The sequence below is a fragment of the Fusibacter sp. 3D3 genome, assembly GCF_001748365.1.
Lineage (GTDB): Bacteria > Bacillota > Clostridia > Peptostreptococcales > Acidaminobacteraceae > Fusibacter_A.
Window position 1 is genome coordinate 55,897 of the sequence record NZ_BDHH01000011.1, and the last position, 16,079, is coordinate 71,975.

At 38.2% G+C, this 16,079-nt stretch carries 14 protein-coding genes; 9 read left to right on the forward strand and 5 right to left on the reverse strand.

Annotated features, from left to right (window positions below; all coding sequences use genetic code 11):
* The first annotated feature begins 3 nt into the window (after positions 1-3).
* Genes F3D3_RS13335 through dapF form a run of 3 tightly spaced genes read left to right on the forward strand, consistent with a single transcriptional unit; the run spans position 4 to position 2,659 of the window.
* A complete protein-coding gene (locus tag F3D3_RS13335; protein ID WP_084389028.1) occupies positions 4-816 on the forward strand; it encodes an inositol monophosphatase family protein in 813 nt (270 codons plus the stop codon).
* Between the two features lie 56 nt (positions 817-872).
* Positions 873-1,697, forward strand: a complete 825-nt coding sequence (locus tag F3D3_RS13340; protein ID WP_069874828.1) for a carbon-nitrogen hydrolase family protein — start codon at positions 873-875, stop codon at positions 1,695-1,697.
* Positions 1,694-2,659, forward strand: coding sequence for a diaminopimelate epimerase (gene dapF / locus F3D3_RS13345; RefSeq protein WP_069874661.1), 966 nt, complete (start codon positions 1,694-1,696; stop codon positions 2,657-2,659). The genes F3D3_RS13340 and dapF overlap by 4 nt, the downstream gene beginning before the upstream one ends.
* A gap of 358 nt (positions 2,660-3,017) precedes the next feature.
* On the opposite strand, the gene F3D3_RS13355 is transcribed toward dapF, so the two are convergent.
* Positions 3,018-3,761 carry an HAD-IB family hydrolase gene (locus F3D3_RS13355; RefSeq protein ID WP_069874665.1) on the reverse strand — a complete coding sequence of 248 codons (744 nt, stop codon included), beginning with the start codon at positions 3,759-3,761 and terminating at the stop codon, positions 3,018-3,020.
* A gap of 149 nt (positions 3,762-3,910) precedes the next feature.
* Here F3D3_RS13355 and F3D3_RS13360 point away from each other — a divergent pair, with 149 nt between their 5' ends.
* The 3 genes from F3D3_RS13360 to F3D3_RS13370 all read left to right on the forward strand — a co-directional run bounded on the left by F3D3_RS13360 (position 3,911) and on the right by F3D3_RS13370 (position 7,246).
* The gene (locus tag F3D3_RS13360) at positions 3,911-4,546 is read left to right on the forward strand and encodes a GPR1/FUN34/YaaH family transporter (RefSeq protein ID WP_069874666.1); all 636 of its coding nucleotides are present in this window, start codon (positions 3,911-3,913) and stop codon (positions 4,544-4,546) included.
* A gap of 188 nt (positions 4,547-4,734) precedes the next feature.
* Positions 4,735-5,583, forward strand: coding sequence for an ABC transporter ATP-binding protein (locus tag F3D3_RS13365; protein WP_084389029.1), 849 nt, complete (start codon positions 4,735-4,737; stop codon positions 5,581-5,583).
* Position 5,584: 1 nt separating this feature from the next.
* Positions 5,585-7,246 (forward strand): hypothetical protein, encoded by a 1,662-nt coding sequence (locus F3D3_RS13370; RefSeq protein WP_069874668.1) that lies wholly within the window; start codon positions 5,585-5,587, stop codon positions 7,244-7,246.
* A 126-nt stretch (positions 7,247-7,372) separates the two neighbouring features.
* Here the strand turns inward: F3D3_RS13370 and F3D3_RS13375 are convergent, their stop codons facing one another.
* The gene (locus tag F3D3_RS13375) at positions 7,373-7,924 is read right to left on the reverse strand and encodes a glutathione peroxidase (protein ID WP_069874669.1); all 552 of its coding nucleotides are present in this window, start codon (positions 7,922-7,924) and stop codon (positions 7,373-7,375) included.
* Positions 7,925-8,100: 176 nt separating this feature from the next.
* Between F3D3_RS13375 and F3D3_RS13380 the strand changes: the two genes are divergently transcribed.
* The gene (locus F3D3_RS13380) at positions 8,101-8,544 is read left to right on the forward strand and encodes a MarR family winged helix-turn-helix transcriptional regulator (RefSeq protein ID WP_069874671.1); all 444 of its coding nucleotides are present in this window, start codon (positions 8,101-8,103) and stop codon (positions 8,542-8,544) included.
* A gap of 52 nt (positions 8,545-8,596) precedes the next feature.
* On the opposite strand, the gene F3D3_RS13385 is transcribed toward F3D3_RS13380, so the two are convergent.
* Positions 8,597-9,238 carry a lactate utilization protein gene (locus F3D3_RS13385; RefSeq protein ID WP_069874672.1) on the reverse strand — a complete coding sequence of 214 codons (642 nt, stop codon included), beginning with the start codon at positions 9,236-9,238 and terminating at the stop codon, positions 8,597-8,599.
* 182 nt (positions 9,239-9,420) lie between these two features.
* Here F3D3_RS13385 and F3D3_RS13390 point away from each other — a divergent pair, with 182 nt between their 5' ends.
* Complete coding sequence (locus tag F3D3_RS13390) at positions 9,421-11,748, forward strand: ATP-dependent Clp protease ATP-binding subunit (protein WP_069874674.1); 2,328 nt, start codon at positions 9,421-9,423, stop codon at positions 11,746-11,748.
* Between the two features lie 210 nt (positions 11,749-11,958).
* Here F3D3_RS13390 and F3D3_RS13395 read toward each other — a convergent pair whose 3' ends face one another.
* Complete coding sequence (locus F3D3_RS13395) at positions 11,959-13,299, reverse strand: D-serine ammonia-lyase (RefSeq protein WP_069874675.1); 1,341 nt, start codon at positions 13,297-13,299, stop codon at positions 11,959-11,961.
* A gap of 302 nt (positions 13,300-13,601) precedes the next feature.
* Between F3D3_RS13395 and F3D3_RS13400 the strand changes: the two genes are divergently transcribed.
* The gene (locus F3D3_RS13400; protein WP_069874677.1) at positions 13,602-14,135 is read left to right on the forward strand and encodes a hypothetical protein; all 534 of its coding nucleotides are present in this window, start codon (positions 13,602-13,604) and stop codon (positions 14,133-14,135) included.
* A 200-nt stretch (positions 14,136-14,335) separates the two neighbouring features.
* Here the strand turns inward: F3D3_RS13400 and F3D3_RS13405 are convergent, their stop codons facing one another.
* Positions 14,336-16,072, reverse strand: a complete 1,737-nt coding sequence (locus F3D3_RS13405) for an NADH-dependent [FeFe] hydrogenase, group A6 (RefSeq protein WP_069874832.1) — start codon at positions 16,070-16,072, stop codon at positions 14,336-14,338.
* Positions 16,073-16,079: the final 7 nt, after the last annotated feature.

The window sequence follows — 16,079 nt, forward strand, 5'->3', positions numbered from 1 at the left end:
TATATGTCTGATTTAAATCAAATTTTAGATAATGCAATAAGCCCAGAATATATTGAAGTGATTCAAATTTCAAAAGTTGTAGGAGAGCTTCAAAGGGAAAGTTTTCGGACGGCTTCTTTCAAAATTGAGACGAAAAGCAGTGCAGTGGATCTCGTTACAGAAGTAGATCTGATGTGTGATCGATTTATAGTGGATCAGCTTCAACGTCTATTTCCATTGGATCAGATTCTTTCTGAGGAACAAGGACTCTATATTCCAGAAGGCGAAAAAAGTGGTTATCAGTGGATTATTGATCCTCTAGATGGGACGACAAATTACAGTATTGGACACCCTATATTTGCAGTTTCAATTGCACGATGGCATGAAACGGAAGCTGTTTTTGGTGTAGTTTATGTACCGATGTTAGATGAACTTTTCTATGCAGAAAAAGGGTGCGGTGCTTATCTTAATGGTGAAAGAATTCATGGCTCTGCTTGTAATCAATTAGACAGAGCTGTTATTGGAACTGGATTTCCATATAATCGTGCTACAGCCCGTAATAATAATGGTGAAAATGTTCAAAAGATGATTCCTTTAACCAAGGGGGTTAGAAGATTGGGAGCCGCGGCATATGATCTTTGCTTGGTTGCCATGGGAGTCTTAGATGCTTTTTGGGAATTGCGTCTTGCAAAGTGGGATTTGGCAGCAGGTATGCTCATCATTAAAGAAGCTGGGGGCACATTTTACTTTAAAGAAGAAGAACAGAAGTATAATGTTATTGCAGGTAATGACAGATTGGTATCTGCGATTAAAGAGATTGTAGACTTGGAGAATTGATATCATAAATGAGGTGATCACAAGTGAATCAAAAATTTAATTTAGGTGTCATCCAAATGAAGGTCAGTGAGTCTAAAGCGGATTCTGTTCATAAAGCGATTGAGAATATTGCCTATATGGCAGATAAAGGTGCACATATTGTTGTTTTGCCCGAGATGTTTAACTGTCCATATGAAACACACCGTTTTCCAGCATATGCAGAAGTAGAGGGTGGGGACACTTATCAAAAAATGTCTGAAATTGCTAAAAAGAAAAAAATCTATCTTATTGCGGGATCGATCCCAGAATTAGAGGTGGCATCCGAAGGCGATAGAATTTATAACACGACTTACATTTTTGGACCAAATGGCAATCCAATTGGCAAGCATAGAAAAATGCATCTTTTTGAAATTGATATTATTAATGGGCAGTACTTTAGTGAGGCAGAAACTCTAACCGCCGGAAAATCTGTAACTGTTGTGGAAACTGAATTTGGCAAGATCGGTGTGGCTATATGTTTCGATATTAGGTTTCCAGAACTTGCAAGACTTATGGCGGAGCAAGGTGCTGAGATGCTTATTTATCCAGCAGCTTTTAATATGACCACTGGGCCAGCGCATTGGGAACTTTTATTCAGATCAAGAGCCATTGACCAACAAGTGTTTACTGTGGGATGTGCACCAGCACGGGATTATGAGTCAAACTATATCTCATATGGCAATTCTATCGTCGTCAATCCCTGGGGGGAAGTCATCGGCCGCTTAAGCGATGAAGAGGGCTATCTCTTTGGCGAAATTGACTTAGATGAAGTGAGCCACATTAGAACTCAACTACCTCTGACTCAATCTATCCGAAGAGATACTTATGAGCTCAAAATGATTTTAAAGGAGGACTACGCGTGAAGTTTTTTAAGATGCAAGGCACTGGAAATGATTTTATCATTATTGATGAACGCAAAGAGCCTAAAAAATTTGAAGGCCTTTACGAAGGGGAACAAGTAACGCGTCATCAAATCACCGAAAAACTCTGTGCCCTTTTTGGAACGGATGGCGTGATGTTTGTACTAGAGAGTGAATCTTCAGATGTGAAAATGCGTATTTTCAATGCGGATGGTACAGAGGCCATGATGTGCGGCAATGGCTTAAGATGCTTTGGCAGATATGTTTTAGACGACATGGGCATAGATGCAATAAAGGTCGAAACCGCTCAGGCAGAGTACTCGGTTAAGCGTGTCTCAGATTTCAATCCGCATTTAGAGGGCTATGAAATCTTATTAAACAACGTTATAGCCTTTGGGAAGACTGAGCAATCCAAAGCTCTTGAAACTCAGTTTAGCTCAAAGTATTCATATGATTTCGAATTTTTTACGATTTCTAACTTGCATGTGGTGAGTATACAAGAAAAAGCAATTCCAAATGACACTGTGCTTCTCGAAATCGGGGGCTATGCAAACAGTTCGGATTCTCCATTTGAGCTGGGTGTCAATGTAAACTTTTGCACGGTTCTCGATGAAGATAAACTTTATGTGAGGACTTTTGAAAGAGGCGTTGGTATTACGAAATCTTGTGGTACGGGTATGACTTCAAGTGTAACGCGATATGCAAGAGATCAAAACAGGTTTCAGAGATGGATAGAAGTTTTTAACGATGGCGGTATGATTCTGTGTCAGGTTGAAGCCGTGAGTAAAAATGCTTATCATGCGAGATTTGTAGGGAATGCATCACATGAATTTTCATTTGAAGCAGAGCCTGAAGAGTTAAGTACACTTACAATGTCGTCTGTTAAGATTGTAGATGCAACTCATGAAGTTAATCAGTATCAATTGTTTCTAGAATGGGCTAAAAATCAAATAGCGGGTTTGTAAGCCGTGTATTAAAGGCATTGTCATGCACAATATCCCGAACCTAATGTCAATGGTACTGAGTATAAAAAAAGCGATAATAATAAGCCAAGACCAGTTCATGTGGTTTTTAATGTTTGTTATCATAATAATGAAAGTGCCTCCTAAAAAAATAGCCCCTACCAAAAGGGGAATAAAATGTATTTTAGCGCATGCAATTGTAATCTGTCAATGGATATCAAAAAATTATCAAAGCGTATACTCAGTCCGCTTCGCTACCTTCGTAACACTTGCACAATCCTATCGGATTGCATTCAGCGGGCGTTTCTGAATTAGGCATATGAACCCCCACTTTGAGAAGTGGGGGACATCTCCTCAAGGGTTATAAAAATAAATCACTTTCTGATATGATTTCAACATCTGCATCTAATTTATAGATCACATCTTTACGCTCAATAATGATGGTTGCTGTTTCTTTGAGTTTAGGGGAATGTTTGATATTGAGCAGAAGCTCCTTTGCAGGATTGATGGCAATAGGATGTCCGACGAGTGTTAACATAGATAAGTCACCGTTGGTATCACCGTAAGCGTAACTTTGGGTGAGGTCAATATCATATTCTTTAACAAAGGCATCAATGGCTTTATTTTTGCTTACAGAATCCCACATAGGAACCACTTCACCTGTAAATCTCCCTTCTTCATCCACGAGATAATCCGTGCCTCTAAAACCATCAATTTGATATTTTTGAGCCATTTTCCCCACAAGAAAAGAAGGACTACCCGAGATGAAAAAGACTTTGTGGCCTTGTTGTTGATGCCATAAGATGCGATTGCGTGTATACTTATAAACAATATCGCCGTTTAAGGTGATGACTTGGTTAGAAATAAATTCGAGGTCAGCGGCACGTCTTCCTTTAAGGGCTTCATAGTAGATGTCCACAAGTTCTAACATATAATCCTCGTATTCGCCGACGCGTTTGCGCCATTCCACAAAGGCATCTTTGACACTTGTATGCCATAAACCAGGATCTACGACTTCGTATTTCACAAGTTTTTTAAAGTGCTCTATCATCAACGAGTTGCGATAGAGCGTACCATCTATGTCTAAAAATGCTGCAATATTCATAATTTACGTCCTTTCAATAACGGTTCATTAATTTATATTCCAATATACGCTTTTTTATTCAAAAAGTCCACCCTAATTGTTGAAAATATCTGGTGTAAGCATTGATTTTTAAACCTGTATGTGATAATCTATGACGGGCAGTATTGTTAATGGAAACTAAAATTAGGGAGGAAACATTCGTGAATCAAAACGAAAGAAAAATCTTTACAGCAGACCCGTCAGCTTTGGGGTTGTTTGGACTTGCAATGATCACATTTGTTGCATCGACACAGAAATTGGGCTGGACTACGGGCACTTCATTTATCATTCCTTGGGCTATATTTTTAGGTGCTTGTGCACAAATATATGCTTGTGTAAACGATGCAAAAAAAGGAAATGTATTCGGAGCAACTGCATTTGGAGCTTACAGCTTCTTTTGGCTTGCAGTGGCAATGTCTTGGATGATAACAAATGGTGTTTTTGGTGAAGCAATGGCTAAAAGTGCTGATCCGAAACAATTGGGTTTTGCGTTTTTAGGATATTTGATTTTCTCGGTTTTCATGACGATAGGCTCTTTAGAAACAAATAAAGTCTTGATGATTATTTTTATTCTCATTGATTTCTTATTTTTAGGATTAAGTATGAGTATCATTTGGGGGATTGAAATAGGTCATGAAATCGCTGCTTGGAGTGAGTTTTTTATTGCTTTAGTTGGTTTTTATGGGTCAGGTGCAAATGTATTAAACCATACATTTGGAAGAGAATTCTTACCAGTGGGCAAACCACTTGGAATTTTTAAGAAATAACCCTTATAACTTAAAGCGTTGACAGTTAAGTGAATGACAATAGTGGACTCAAGGCGCAGCCTTGGGTCCTTTTTAATATCAGATATATCCCTTTAACCTGAACTTAATGGTTTTTTAATCAAAAATGATTAAAAACATAAGCAATAAATGGTAAAATTGATTTAAATAAGTACATAGGAGTGATAAAAATGGATGCAGTGATAAAAATGGATGCAGTAATAAAAATGACCAATTTAAAAATGCGATATAGCGAAAAAGCCGATTATGTTTTAAAAGGCATTGATCTTGAAATAATGCCTGGGCAGATTATTGGCTATATTGGACCAAACGGCGCGGGAAAAAGTACGACTGTAAAAATTATGCTCGGCATGATTCAAAGTTATGAAGGTGATGTGGAAATCTTTGGTGAAAACATTAAACAAAATGCAGTATTGTACAAGCAACGCATTGGCTATGTGCCAGAGGTTGCAGTTATTTATGACAGCTTATCAGGTTATGAATATCTCATCTTTATTGGTGAACTCTACAAATTGGATCTTGATCTCGTGGTGTATAAAGCAAAAAAAATGTTCGAATTGTTTGGAATTAAGGAAGCGCTTTACAATCGTATTTCGTCTTACTCAAAAGGCATGAAACAAAAGTTACTGATTATTTCGAGTCTAATTCATGATCCCGATATTCTCTTTTTTGATGAACCGATTAGTGGGCTTGATGCGAACAGTGTTATGGTTTTTAAGGAGATGATCAAGTTGCTTTCGGAGCAAGGCAAAACCATCTTTTATTCATCGCACATCATGGAAGTGGTTGAAAAAATCAGTGATCGGATTATTGTGCTCAATGGTGGCGTTATAGTGGCAGACGGCAACTTTGAGATGCTTAAGGAAAAGAGCAAAGAAGGTTCTCTGCAAGATATTTTTAACCAACTGACGGGTTTCAATGAACATGAAGTCATTGCGAAGTCTTTAGTGGATACGATTAATCTGGATGCTGTCCATGAACGTGATGCGTTAGAGCCGATGACACAACAAGAGGTGTGAGATGAAAAAAGATTTTTTGCTAATTAAACTCTTGATGAAATTTAAAGGTGTTTTTAAAAACGCATCAGTCAATTTTGATGATCTCGTTACCATATTGTCTTTGAAGTTGACTTTAGATAACCGCAAGGCAAGTGCCATGGGTGCTGGTAAGAAACAGAAACTCACAGGGATGAAGGCAAATCTATTGATGCAAGGTTTTTTTGGATTTTTTATTGGGATGATTATGTTTGTTCCATTTGATCTCTTTTACAAGATCTCTATCATTACAGCTATGGACCTCTTTTTTATGGTTTTGTTTATGATTTCTGATTTTTCAAGCGTTCTATTGGATACGAGAGATAAAGATATTATACTGACTAAACCCGTTGGACTTGAAACCATGAATGCATCGAGATTGATTCACGTTATTTACTACATGATCAGTTTGTTCCTAGCGCTCAATGTGATTTCTATTGTTATATTGACGATACAGTTTGGACCTATGATTGTATTAGGATTTGCCATTATGCTGGTGTTGCTCTCATTGTTTATTGTGTTTGTGACTACAATTCTCTATAGTATTTTACTTGAACGCTTCAGTGGTGAAAAACTCAAAGATATCATCAATGTTTTTCAGATCGCCCTTTCAGTAATCACGATGATTTCTTATCAGCTTGTGGGCAGAATATTTGAATTCGTCAACTTTGAGCTCGTGATCCACATCAAATGGTGGACTTATCTTTTACCACCAGCATGGTATGCCTCAATGTTTAAAGTCCTGGTAGAGGGAGACTTCACGAGAGCTTATCTGATCATGGCGGCTTTATCAATAGTGGTACCAGTCGCTGCTGGGAGTGCTTTAATCAAGTGGATTTTACCGAGATACGAAAGTTATCTTTCAAAACTTCAAATAGAAGATGGGGTCTTTGTGCCTAAAAATTCACTTAAAGAGAAATTTAAGACCTTTATTTACAATTTGATTGCAAGTGATCATAAGGAACGTGCTTTTATTAAATTTGCAGACGCAAATCTAAGTCGAGACCGAAAGTTAAAACTGATGATTTTGCCCAATCAAGCACTGGGTTATGTATTTCCACTCATTATGATTTTACCTTTTTTAGGAAGAAGCGGTGGTATAGAAGGTGCACTTGCAGGTATGAATGGCTCTTTGATGTATCTAAATGCTTACTGGGCACTTGTGATGTTTATCTCTAATTTTGAGTTTTTACAATACAGCGAAAAATTTGAAGCTTCTTTTATCTATGATAGCTTTCCGATTGAAGATAAACGCGTTATATTTTCAGGCGCCATCAAGGCTTATTATATCAAATACATGTTACCAGGAATGCTTTTAATTAATGTGTTTTTTCTGATTTTATGTGGGTGGACCTCTCTTGTTGGATTGTTGATCATAGATGTCATGAGCTTTTTCATGTTGTTACTCAGATATAAAATGACAGCCCTTGAACTGCCATTTTCTAAAGAGATTAGTTCAGCAGGGAATAAGAATCCAGCCCCTGTTTTCGGTTTAATGGGATTATGCGCATTGATTGCGGGTGCACAATTTTTATTTGTTAAAAATAATATACTGATAGGATTACTGGTACTCGTGGTTATGATAATCATGACGCAGCTTGCGTATGTGACTTTTTTTAAACGTCCTGTGAAATGCGACTCAAATTGAGCCTATGAGGAGCCTATGACAAATAAATGCCCCACTAGTAAACCTCTTATTTCGGGTCCAGTCCTCGCGAACTGTGGAAGACCCTGCTTAAGCGGTTTGCCAGTGGGGCATTATGTGTAAAGGGGATTATATTTGAAGCAAACGCTCAATATCATCAATCATATCCAGCGGATCAACTGGAGATTCGAAACGTTTTACAATATTGCCTTCTTGATCCACTAAGAATTTGGTGAAGTTCCACTTGATGCTGTCGCCGTGTAACATTTCAGGAAACTTTTCTTCGAGTACTTTTTCAAGCATTTTATGGCTGGCTTGACTATTGTCAAAACCTTTAAAAGGTGCCTTTTCTGTTAAATATTTAAACAACGGATGAGCAGATGAACCTCTTACATCCATTTTTTCAAATAGGGGAAATGTAACACCGTAGTTCAGTTCACAAAATGATTTCACTTCATCATTTGTCGTGAATTCCTGATCGGCAAATTGATCACAGGGTGCTCCTAATATAACGAGTCCTTTTTCTTTGTATTGCTTATAAATTTTCTCAAGATCTTTATACTGTGGTGTAAATCCACATTTACTTGCAGTATTAGCGATAATCATAACTTGGCCTTTAAATTGGTTTAAATCGACCGCGTTGCCATCGATGTCTTTTACCTTAATATCATATAGTGACATAATGTCCTCCTCAAAATAAATTGTGCGCAATTGAATTGTATAAAATGATTATAAGCGTTTGGCATTCATTTGTCAACTCTCATTTTAAAGCTTTTTAAAATCTTGACAGCCCTTTAAATAGTGCGTATAATTAAATTGCACAAAATTAAATTGCGTTTAAATAATGAGGTGATCCCATGGACTATGATCAATTAAAATTAAAAAATCAATTGTGTTTTCCACTTTATGCAGCTTCCAAAATGACCACACGCTTGTATAAGCCTTTGTTAGAACCATTCGAACTCACTTATACACAATACATCACATTGTTATCTCTTTGGGAAAATGATGGCATTGCAGTAAATGAGCTTGGAGCAACTTTATATCTGGACTCGGGGACTTTGACGCCTTTACTTAAAAAACTTGAAAAAAGAGGACTGATCACTAAGGCGAGGTATGTGGCGGATGAGAGGTCTGTTAAGATAAATTTGACAGAAGAAGGCTGGCAATTGAGAGAAAAGGTCAAAGATATCCCCTTAAAACTTGCCAAGTGTTTAGATTTGCCTATGAGTGATATCATTGCACTTCACAGAATATTGCATCAGATGTTAAAATCACAATTCGAAGAGGCTTGTATGTAAAAAGCAGTATGCTCTAAAAATGAGTACTGCCATGTGAATAGGGGTAAATAGATCAATAGCCGATGGGCTCACCTACGAGGATAACCTGTATACGATCTTTAACGCGTTGATAGCTAGTCGTTACGTAATGACAGCAAATACGACCAGGACTCATGCAGTCTTGACATTCGCCAGTGACAACACAAGGGGTGTTGCAATTGAGTCTTGTACAATTTGCTGGCGCGGCTATTTGTCTGTTCCGATGTACAGCATCATCGAGATTTCTGACGAGCTTGTTGATTCCAGCGATGACAATCACTCGATCTGGTCCATAGGTGAGTGCTGCGACGCGATTACCAGAGCCGTCGACATTGTACAGTTCACCATTTTCAGTAAGTGCATTTGTGCTCATCAAATAGGCGTTTGCAGAAAAAGCGCTTCTGTGAACTTGTCTTATGGCCTCTGGTGTTAGATTCGGTGCATATCGATCCAGAAACTCATATTCTCCCGAGCGTAAAATCTCAAAAAGATCTGTTTCAAATAACGTTTGAGAACCCCCAACTGCGACAATATCACCTGGAGATAGAAGTGACTTAATAAGCGGTTTCAGTTCTGAGATGGACTCAATATAATGGGCCTTCATTTGATTCTTTTCGAGATTTTTTAAAGTTCGATTAATTTTGAGAGACATTATTTTGTTGGTGTTTTGATCCATATGATCCTCCTTAAAATAAAGTAGTATACGCTTGATACCCCTATTGTAAGCAATTGAGTAAAGAAAAGCAACTGCATAAGTGTTCATAAAAAATTTAAGGTTTATGAGCGATTACAAAATAAAAATAGTGTATAATGAGGTTAAGAAAAGGTTCGAAGTCGTATAATAAAGGATGATAACTCATGAAGAAATGTTCTGTATGTAATAAAAATGTTGCGATGATGCGTACTGCTAAAATAGAAAATGGTAAGACTGAATATATAGATTTATGCCTTGAATGTGCTGAGAAGATGGGCTATCCCGTTATGGATGAAATTATGAATCAGATCAATCTCAGCCCCGAAGAGATGGACAATCTGTCTAAGCAAATGAATAAACTCTTTGATAATATTTCTCAGGATGAAGACAATCCGCTTATGAACTTGATGAATTTTGATCAAGAGGATTTGGAGGCTGATGAAGTCGATGAAGTATATGAAGAGAACGAATTTGAAGAAGCATTTGATGATCATGATCATGAAGGCGATCACCATGAAGAGGATGAGTCAGGGCTTAAAGGGGCAGAGCATAAGCGTAGATCAAGTCAAAAAGTAAAAAAAATGAAATTAAAATCGTTACCTAAATTTGGTACCAATTTGATAGAGAAAGCTCAAAAGGGCGAGATAGATCGTATTATTGGTCGTAATAGAGAAATTGATAGAGTGGTTCAAATATTAAATAGAAGAAGCAAGAACAATCCTATTTTACTCGGAGAACCAGGTGTGGGTAAAACGGCCATAGCTGAGGGGCTTGCTGTGAGAATTGTGGATAAACAAGTGCCAGAAAAATTGCTTGAAACAGAAATCTATCTTTTGGATATGACGGCTATCGTCGCAGGGACACAGTTCAGAGGGCAGTTTGAAGGTCGAATGAAGGCAATTATCAATGAAGCAAATCAACATGGCAACATCATCTTGGTCATTGATGAGGTGCATAATATCATGGGTGCTGGTGAAGTTCACGGTGGTGTAATGAATGCAGCAAACATTTTAAAACCTGCGCTTGCACGTGGTGAAGTTCAAATCATAGGTGCAACCACAATGGAAGAGTACAGAAAACATATTGAAAAAGATGCGGCGCTTGAAAGACGCTTTCAGCCTGTGATCATAGATGAACCGAATGTGTCAGATAGTATCGAAATTCTCATGGGTATTAAGGATTATTACGAGAGTTTTCATAAAGTCTTTATTCCTGATGTGGTTATTGAAGCTGCCGTCAAGCTTTCTGAACGCTACATTACAGATCGATTCTTACCAGATAAAGCAATCGATGTCATCGATGAAGCGGGGTCAAGAGCCAATCTAAAAAATCATGGATTGGTGGAAGTCAAAGCACTTGAAGATGAATTGTCTAGACTTGAAGATATCAGAGAAGAGGCCACTGAACGCGGGTTATTTGAAAAGGCAGCTGAGCTCAGAGTGGATGAACTCAAGCTACAGGAAAAGATAGAGCGTATTCAAAAATCTTCAAATGAAGTCACTTTATCAATTGAAGATGTGGCTTATGTCATAGAAGCTTGGACCAAGATCCCTGTTCAGAAGATTACGGAAGAAGAAGCTGAAAAGCTCATAGAACTTGAAAATAGATTGCACCGTCGTGTGATTGGCCAAGAGCATGCGATTGAATTAATCGCAAAGGCAATTAGGCGTAATCGTTCTGGTTTTAGAAAGAGAAGAAAGCCAGCATCATTTGTGTTCGTAGGACCAACAGGTGTAGGCAAAACAGAACTTGCAAGAGCACTTTCAGAAGAACTCTTTGGAACAGAAGATGCAATGATTCGAGTGGATATGTCTGAATTTATGGAGAAGCATACGGTTTCAAAATTAATTGGTGCGCCTCCAGGGTATGTGGGCTATGAGCAAGGTGGACAACTCACTGAAAAAGTGAGACGCAACCCTTATTCAGTCATCTTACTGGATGAAATTGAGAAAGCACATCCAGATATTTTTAATGTATTGCTGCAAATACTTGAAGATGGACGATTGACCGATGGTCAAGGGAGAACTGTTTTCTTTGAAAATACAGTGTTGATTATGACGTCCAATGTAGGGACAAACCTGAAATCGAGTGGCATTGGCTTTGGAAGTGAATCTGATCTCAAAGCTGAAAATAAAATTCGTGAGATGCTTAAAGAAACTTTCAAACCAGAATTTTTAAATCGAATTGATGATATTGTTGTGTTTAGAACGCTTAATAAGGAAGAGCTTCGAAAAATTATTGATTTGCAACTTAACGAAGTGAAAGAAGAAGTCAGTGAAAAGCATATGAAACTTGAAGTCAGTGATGAAGTAAAAGCCCTTATTTTAAGTGAAGGTTTTGATGATAAATATGGTGCTAGACCGCTTAGAAGGACTATTCAAAAACTCATTGAAGATGAAATTGCAGAACTCTATATCCGTAAGCTCATCAAAGAGGGTATGACCCTAAAAGCGATCTTAGAAAATCAAAAAGTTAAAATTGAACTTTCGTAAATGACGAAGAAGTTTATGAATAAGATCTAAGGTTATTAAAAATCCTTAAGCAACATAATCGTTCAAAATATGAGATACAGATATTACAGTTTACAGAAGCTGAACCATTCACTTTTGCAGGAGCTCCTCAAGCGTAACGCTGAGGACCGGTCTCCGAAGAAAGTGATTGGATCAGCTTTTGTTTATATATTAGGTGATTATTTATAAACTTTAAAGTGTCATAAGATCAGAATCTTGGCCTTTGGCAATATCCGCTTCCATGATCTCTTCAGGCACAAGGTTGCCACCTGTTGCCCAAGAGAGATGGGTGCAATGTTCCATTTTATCCAATAGATTATGTTCCTTTAGATAGTTGAAGCCCATTGTATCATAGAAAAGCTTAATCGGACCAATGGCACCTGCTAGTGCTGAAGGCTCAAGGCCAAGATTTTGAGATGCGGCCATAAGATAAAGCATACGATAAAGTTTTTCGTCTGAAACGGTATAGATGCCGCTTAAAAGGGGACTCATGACTTTACCCACAAGTTTTGAAGGTCTGCCAACAGCGAGACCATCTGCTATGGTTTTGTTATCTATACCAATATCATTTACAGAAATATTGTCATATTTTTCTGTGGACATACCTAGGAGCATGCAAGGTGAGTGAGTTGGCTCTGCAAAGAAGATGTGAACAGCATCTCCATATATGAGTTTTAAAGCATAAGCAATGCCACCAGGAGCGCCACCGACCCCACAAGGTAAGTAAGCAAAGAGTGGATGTTCTTCATCAATAAGGTGTCCGATTTTTTCAAATTGTTCTTTAAGTCTAAGTGCCGCCACGGCATACCCCGTAAAGAGATCAAGTGAGTTTTCATCATCTATAAAATGACAGTAAGGATCAAGATCAGCCATTTTGCGGCCCTCTTCAACGGCTTTTGAATAATCAGAATCATAGAGAATTACATTGGCGCCTCTATCTCTTAACATCTGAATTTTCCACGGTTTGGCATCATGTGACATATGAACATTGACTTTAAAGCCTAGAGCACGACTGATGGTACCGATACTGAGCCCAAGGTTACCTGTAGAGCCAACAGCAATAGAGTACTGTGAGAGATGTGCGTTTACAGGTTCAGATAAGAATTTTTCATAAGAATCTTCTAAAGTGATTAGACCTGCTTCTAGTGCGAGTTTTTCTGCAAACTTGATGACTTCATATACGCCACCTCTGGCTTTAATGGAGCCTGCAATGGGTAAGTGGCTATCTGCTTTTAAAAACCAATCGCCTAAGATGCGACCGCCAATAAAAGTGATGACCGCTTTTTGATAATCTTCAATAGAGAGCAGCGGCGATTCGATAATACCGTTTGATGCCTTTGTCTCTTCAAATGCTACTTCAAAAAAAGGTGCAAATCGTCTAAGCCGTGCATCGGCGTCTTTAATATCACTAAGAGAAGGAAATGGAACCTCCATCTTATCAATCTGTGAAGTTGCTTCCAAAAAAGGTTTGAGGTTTGGATTAATCCAAAGTGTTTCTGTATAAGATTTAAGCTGATCGATCACATTGACCATAGTAGTGCCTCCTTTTGAACTTGTACTGAATCAAAGCGTATACTCAGTCCGCTTCGCTACCTTCGTAACACTTGCACAATCCCTATCGGATTGCATTCAGTGGGCGTTTGCACGCCCACTGAATTAGGCATATGAACCCCCACTTAGAGAAGTGGGGGACATCTCCTCAAGGATTATACCAATCATATCAAAGAATATGTTAAATATAAAGGTAGATTTATCATTTAAATGTCATATTACGGGAAGGTAAATATGCTATAATAAAGTCATATAAGGACTTATTTATCAAAAGGAGAGTAGGTATGAGACTGTCAAATTTGCTTCAGCATAAACAAACCATCCTAATGAGCATTAGTTTGATTTTAGTCGTTGGATTTTTCTTGCCATGGCTCACAATGGACCCGAATTTCAGTATGTTTGCCACTTCTAAGGCAAGTTTTTCGGGTATGAGCCTTGTCATGGGCATTAATTTTGCAGTGCAGATGATCAGTGCTTTTGGAACGGCTTATAATTTTCCCGCATCAGCGAATGTCATCTATCTGGGCTATTTATTATTACTAATCCCTTTGTTAGGTATTGCAGCAATTATTCTCAGCGGGTTAAGACATAAACTGGCCTTTAGATTTCATTTGATTCAATATGCTTTTGCTCTGTTTGTATTCATGGCGATGGCTATTGTGAGCAATATCAATGCTGAAATGAGAGAACTTGTTGGGAATGTCACCAATACTGGATTTGGATTTTATTTATGTTTTCTAGCCGCTGTAATAGGGATTGTATATTCTGTTTATGTGATAAAAGAGGGTAAGAAAATAGATTTTACTCAAGAAATATAAAATATTTTTTGGAAAAGTGTAAGAATTATTACCTTTCAATGGTTTAGTATGTAAGGCCGCTTGGAATATCTGTTGTTTTTAAATTAAAAAAGATGATTTTTGAGTAATCAAAAATCATCTTTTTTAATTTTAGTCAGAAATTATAAGTTGAACTTTTGACACACTAACTATTATTAGAGCTATTTAAAACCGAACCCTTACTAAATTTTTTCCTTAGGCACATAATGCGTATGAAGCAGTTCATGCGCTTTATGACTATTGGGTTTGCCTAGGAAATCATCGTAGAGTTTTTTAATGTAAGGATTCTCATGTGATTTTCTAAGGACTTTATTTCGATCTTCTTGATAGATTGCAGCTTGTCTTTTCTTGATGATTTCCATATCGCCATGATGGTAGGGTTGACCACCACCACCAATACAGCCACCAGGACATGCCATGATTTCGATGGCATCATAATGAGAAGTGCCAGCCTGAATTTCTTCAAGGAGTGTTCTGGCGTTACCTAGACCATGAGCAATACCAATTCGAAGGTTGAGATCGCCAATCTGTACATGACCTTCTCGGATGCCTTCAAATCCCCTAAGTTGTTCAAATTCAACCTTTTCGAGGGTTTCATTCGTAATCCATTCATAAGCCGTTCTAACCGCGGCTTCAATAACACCACCTGTAGTCCCAAAGATTACTGAAGCACCAGTACTTTCGCCGAGGATAGAGTCAAAATCACTTTCGGGCAATCCCGCATAGTCCACAGCAGCTTCTTTAAGCATAAGGCCAAGTTCGCGTGTGGTAATGACGATATCTACATTGCTATTTTCGTCTTTAGTGAGTTCGGGTCTTGCGGCCTCAGCTTTTTTAGCCAAGCATGGCATCACGGAAACCACAACAATATCATCTGGATTCATATTCATTTTCTCAGCATAGTAAGTTTTAATGATTGCTCCAAGCATGATTTGAGGCGATTTACAGGTAGATGGAATATCCAATAAATCGGGGAATTGATGCTCGAAAAATTTGACCCATGCTGGACAGCAACTTGTAAGCATTGGTAGACGACCGCCATTTTGGATCCTGTGGATCAGTTCGGAAGCTTCTTCCATAATGGTGAGGTCAGCACCAAAATCGGTATCAAATATGGCATCAAATCCAAGCCCTCTTAATGAACTTACCATTTTACCTGTGCTAATGGTCCCCGCAGGCATATCAAAAAGTTCTCCGATTGCCACACGAACGGCAGGTGCCACTTGAACTACCACGTGTTTTTTAGGATCATTTAGCATATCCCAAACTTTATCCGTGTTATTGACTTCGGTGAGAGCAGCCGTTGGACAGACCGCTACGCACTGACCACAGTAGGTACAAGAAGTATCTACCATGTCTAAATTGAAAGCTGGGCCAACGAAAACATCGAAGCCTCTGTTCACCGCAGATAGAATACCACAAGTCTGAATGTCATTACACATGGTTTCACAGCGACGGCACATAACACATTTATTAGGGTCTTTTACAAGTGAGAAAGAGGAAGTGTCTTTAGGATAATTCATCTTTTCACCTTTAAAACGAATTTCACGGATGCCGAGTTCTTGAGCAAGTGCTTGGAGATCACATTCAAGGTTTTTTGCACATACGAGACAATCATAAGGATGATTGGAGAGTAATAATTCTACAGCCATTCTTCTTGCCGTGATGGAACGAATATTATCAGTTCTAATGACCATACCATCCGTACATATTTCAGAGCAAGAGGGCACAAGAGCAGGACGGCCTTCAACTTCAACCATACACACGCGGCATGAAGCGGTTTGATTCACGATACCAAATTCATGAAGATTGAGATGACAAAGTGTTGGTATTTTTATGTTAACTTGCTTAGTTGCATCTAAAATGGTCGTGCCTTCAGGAACTTGTAAATCTAAGTTGTTTATTTTGATATTAAGCATCTTCAAA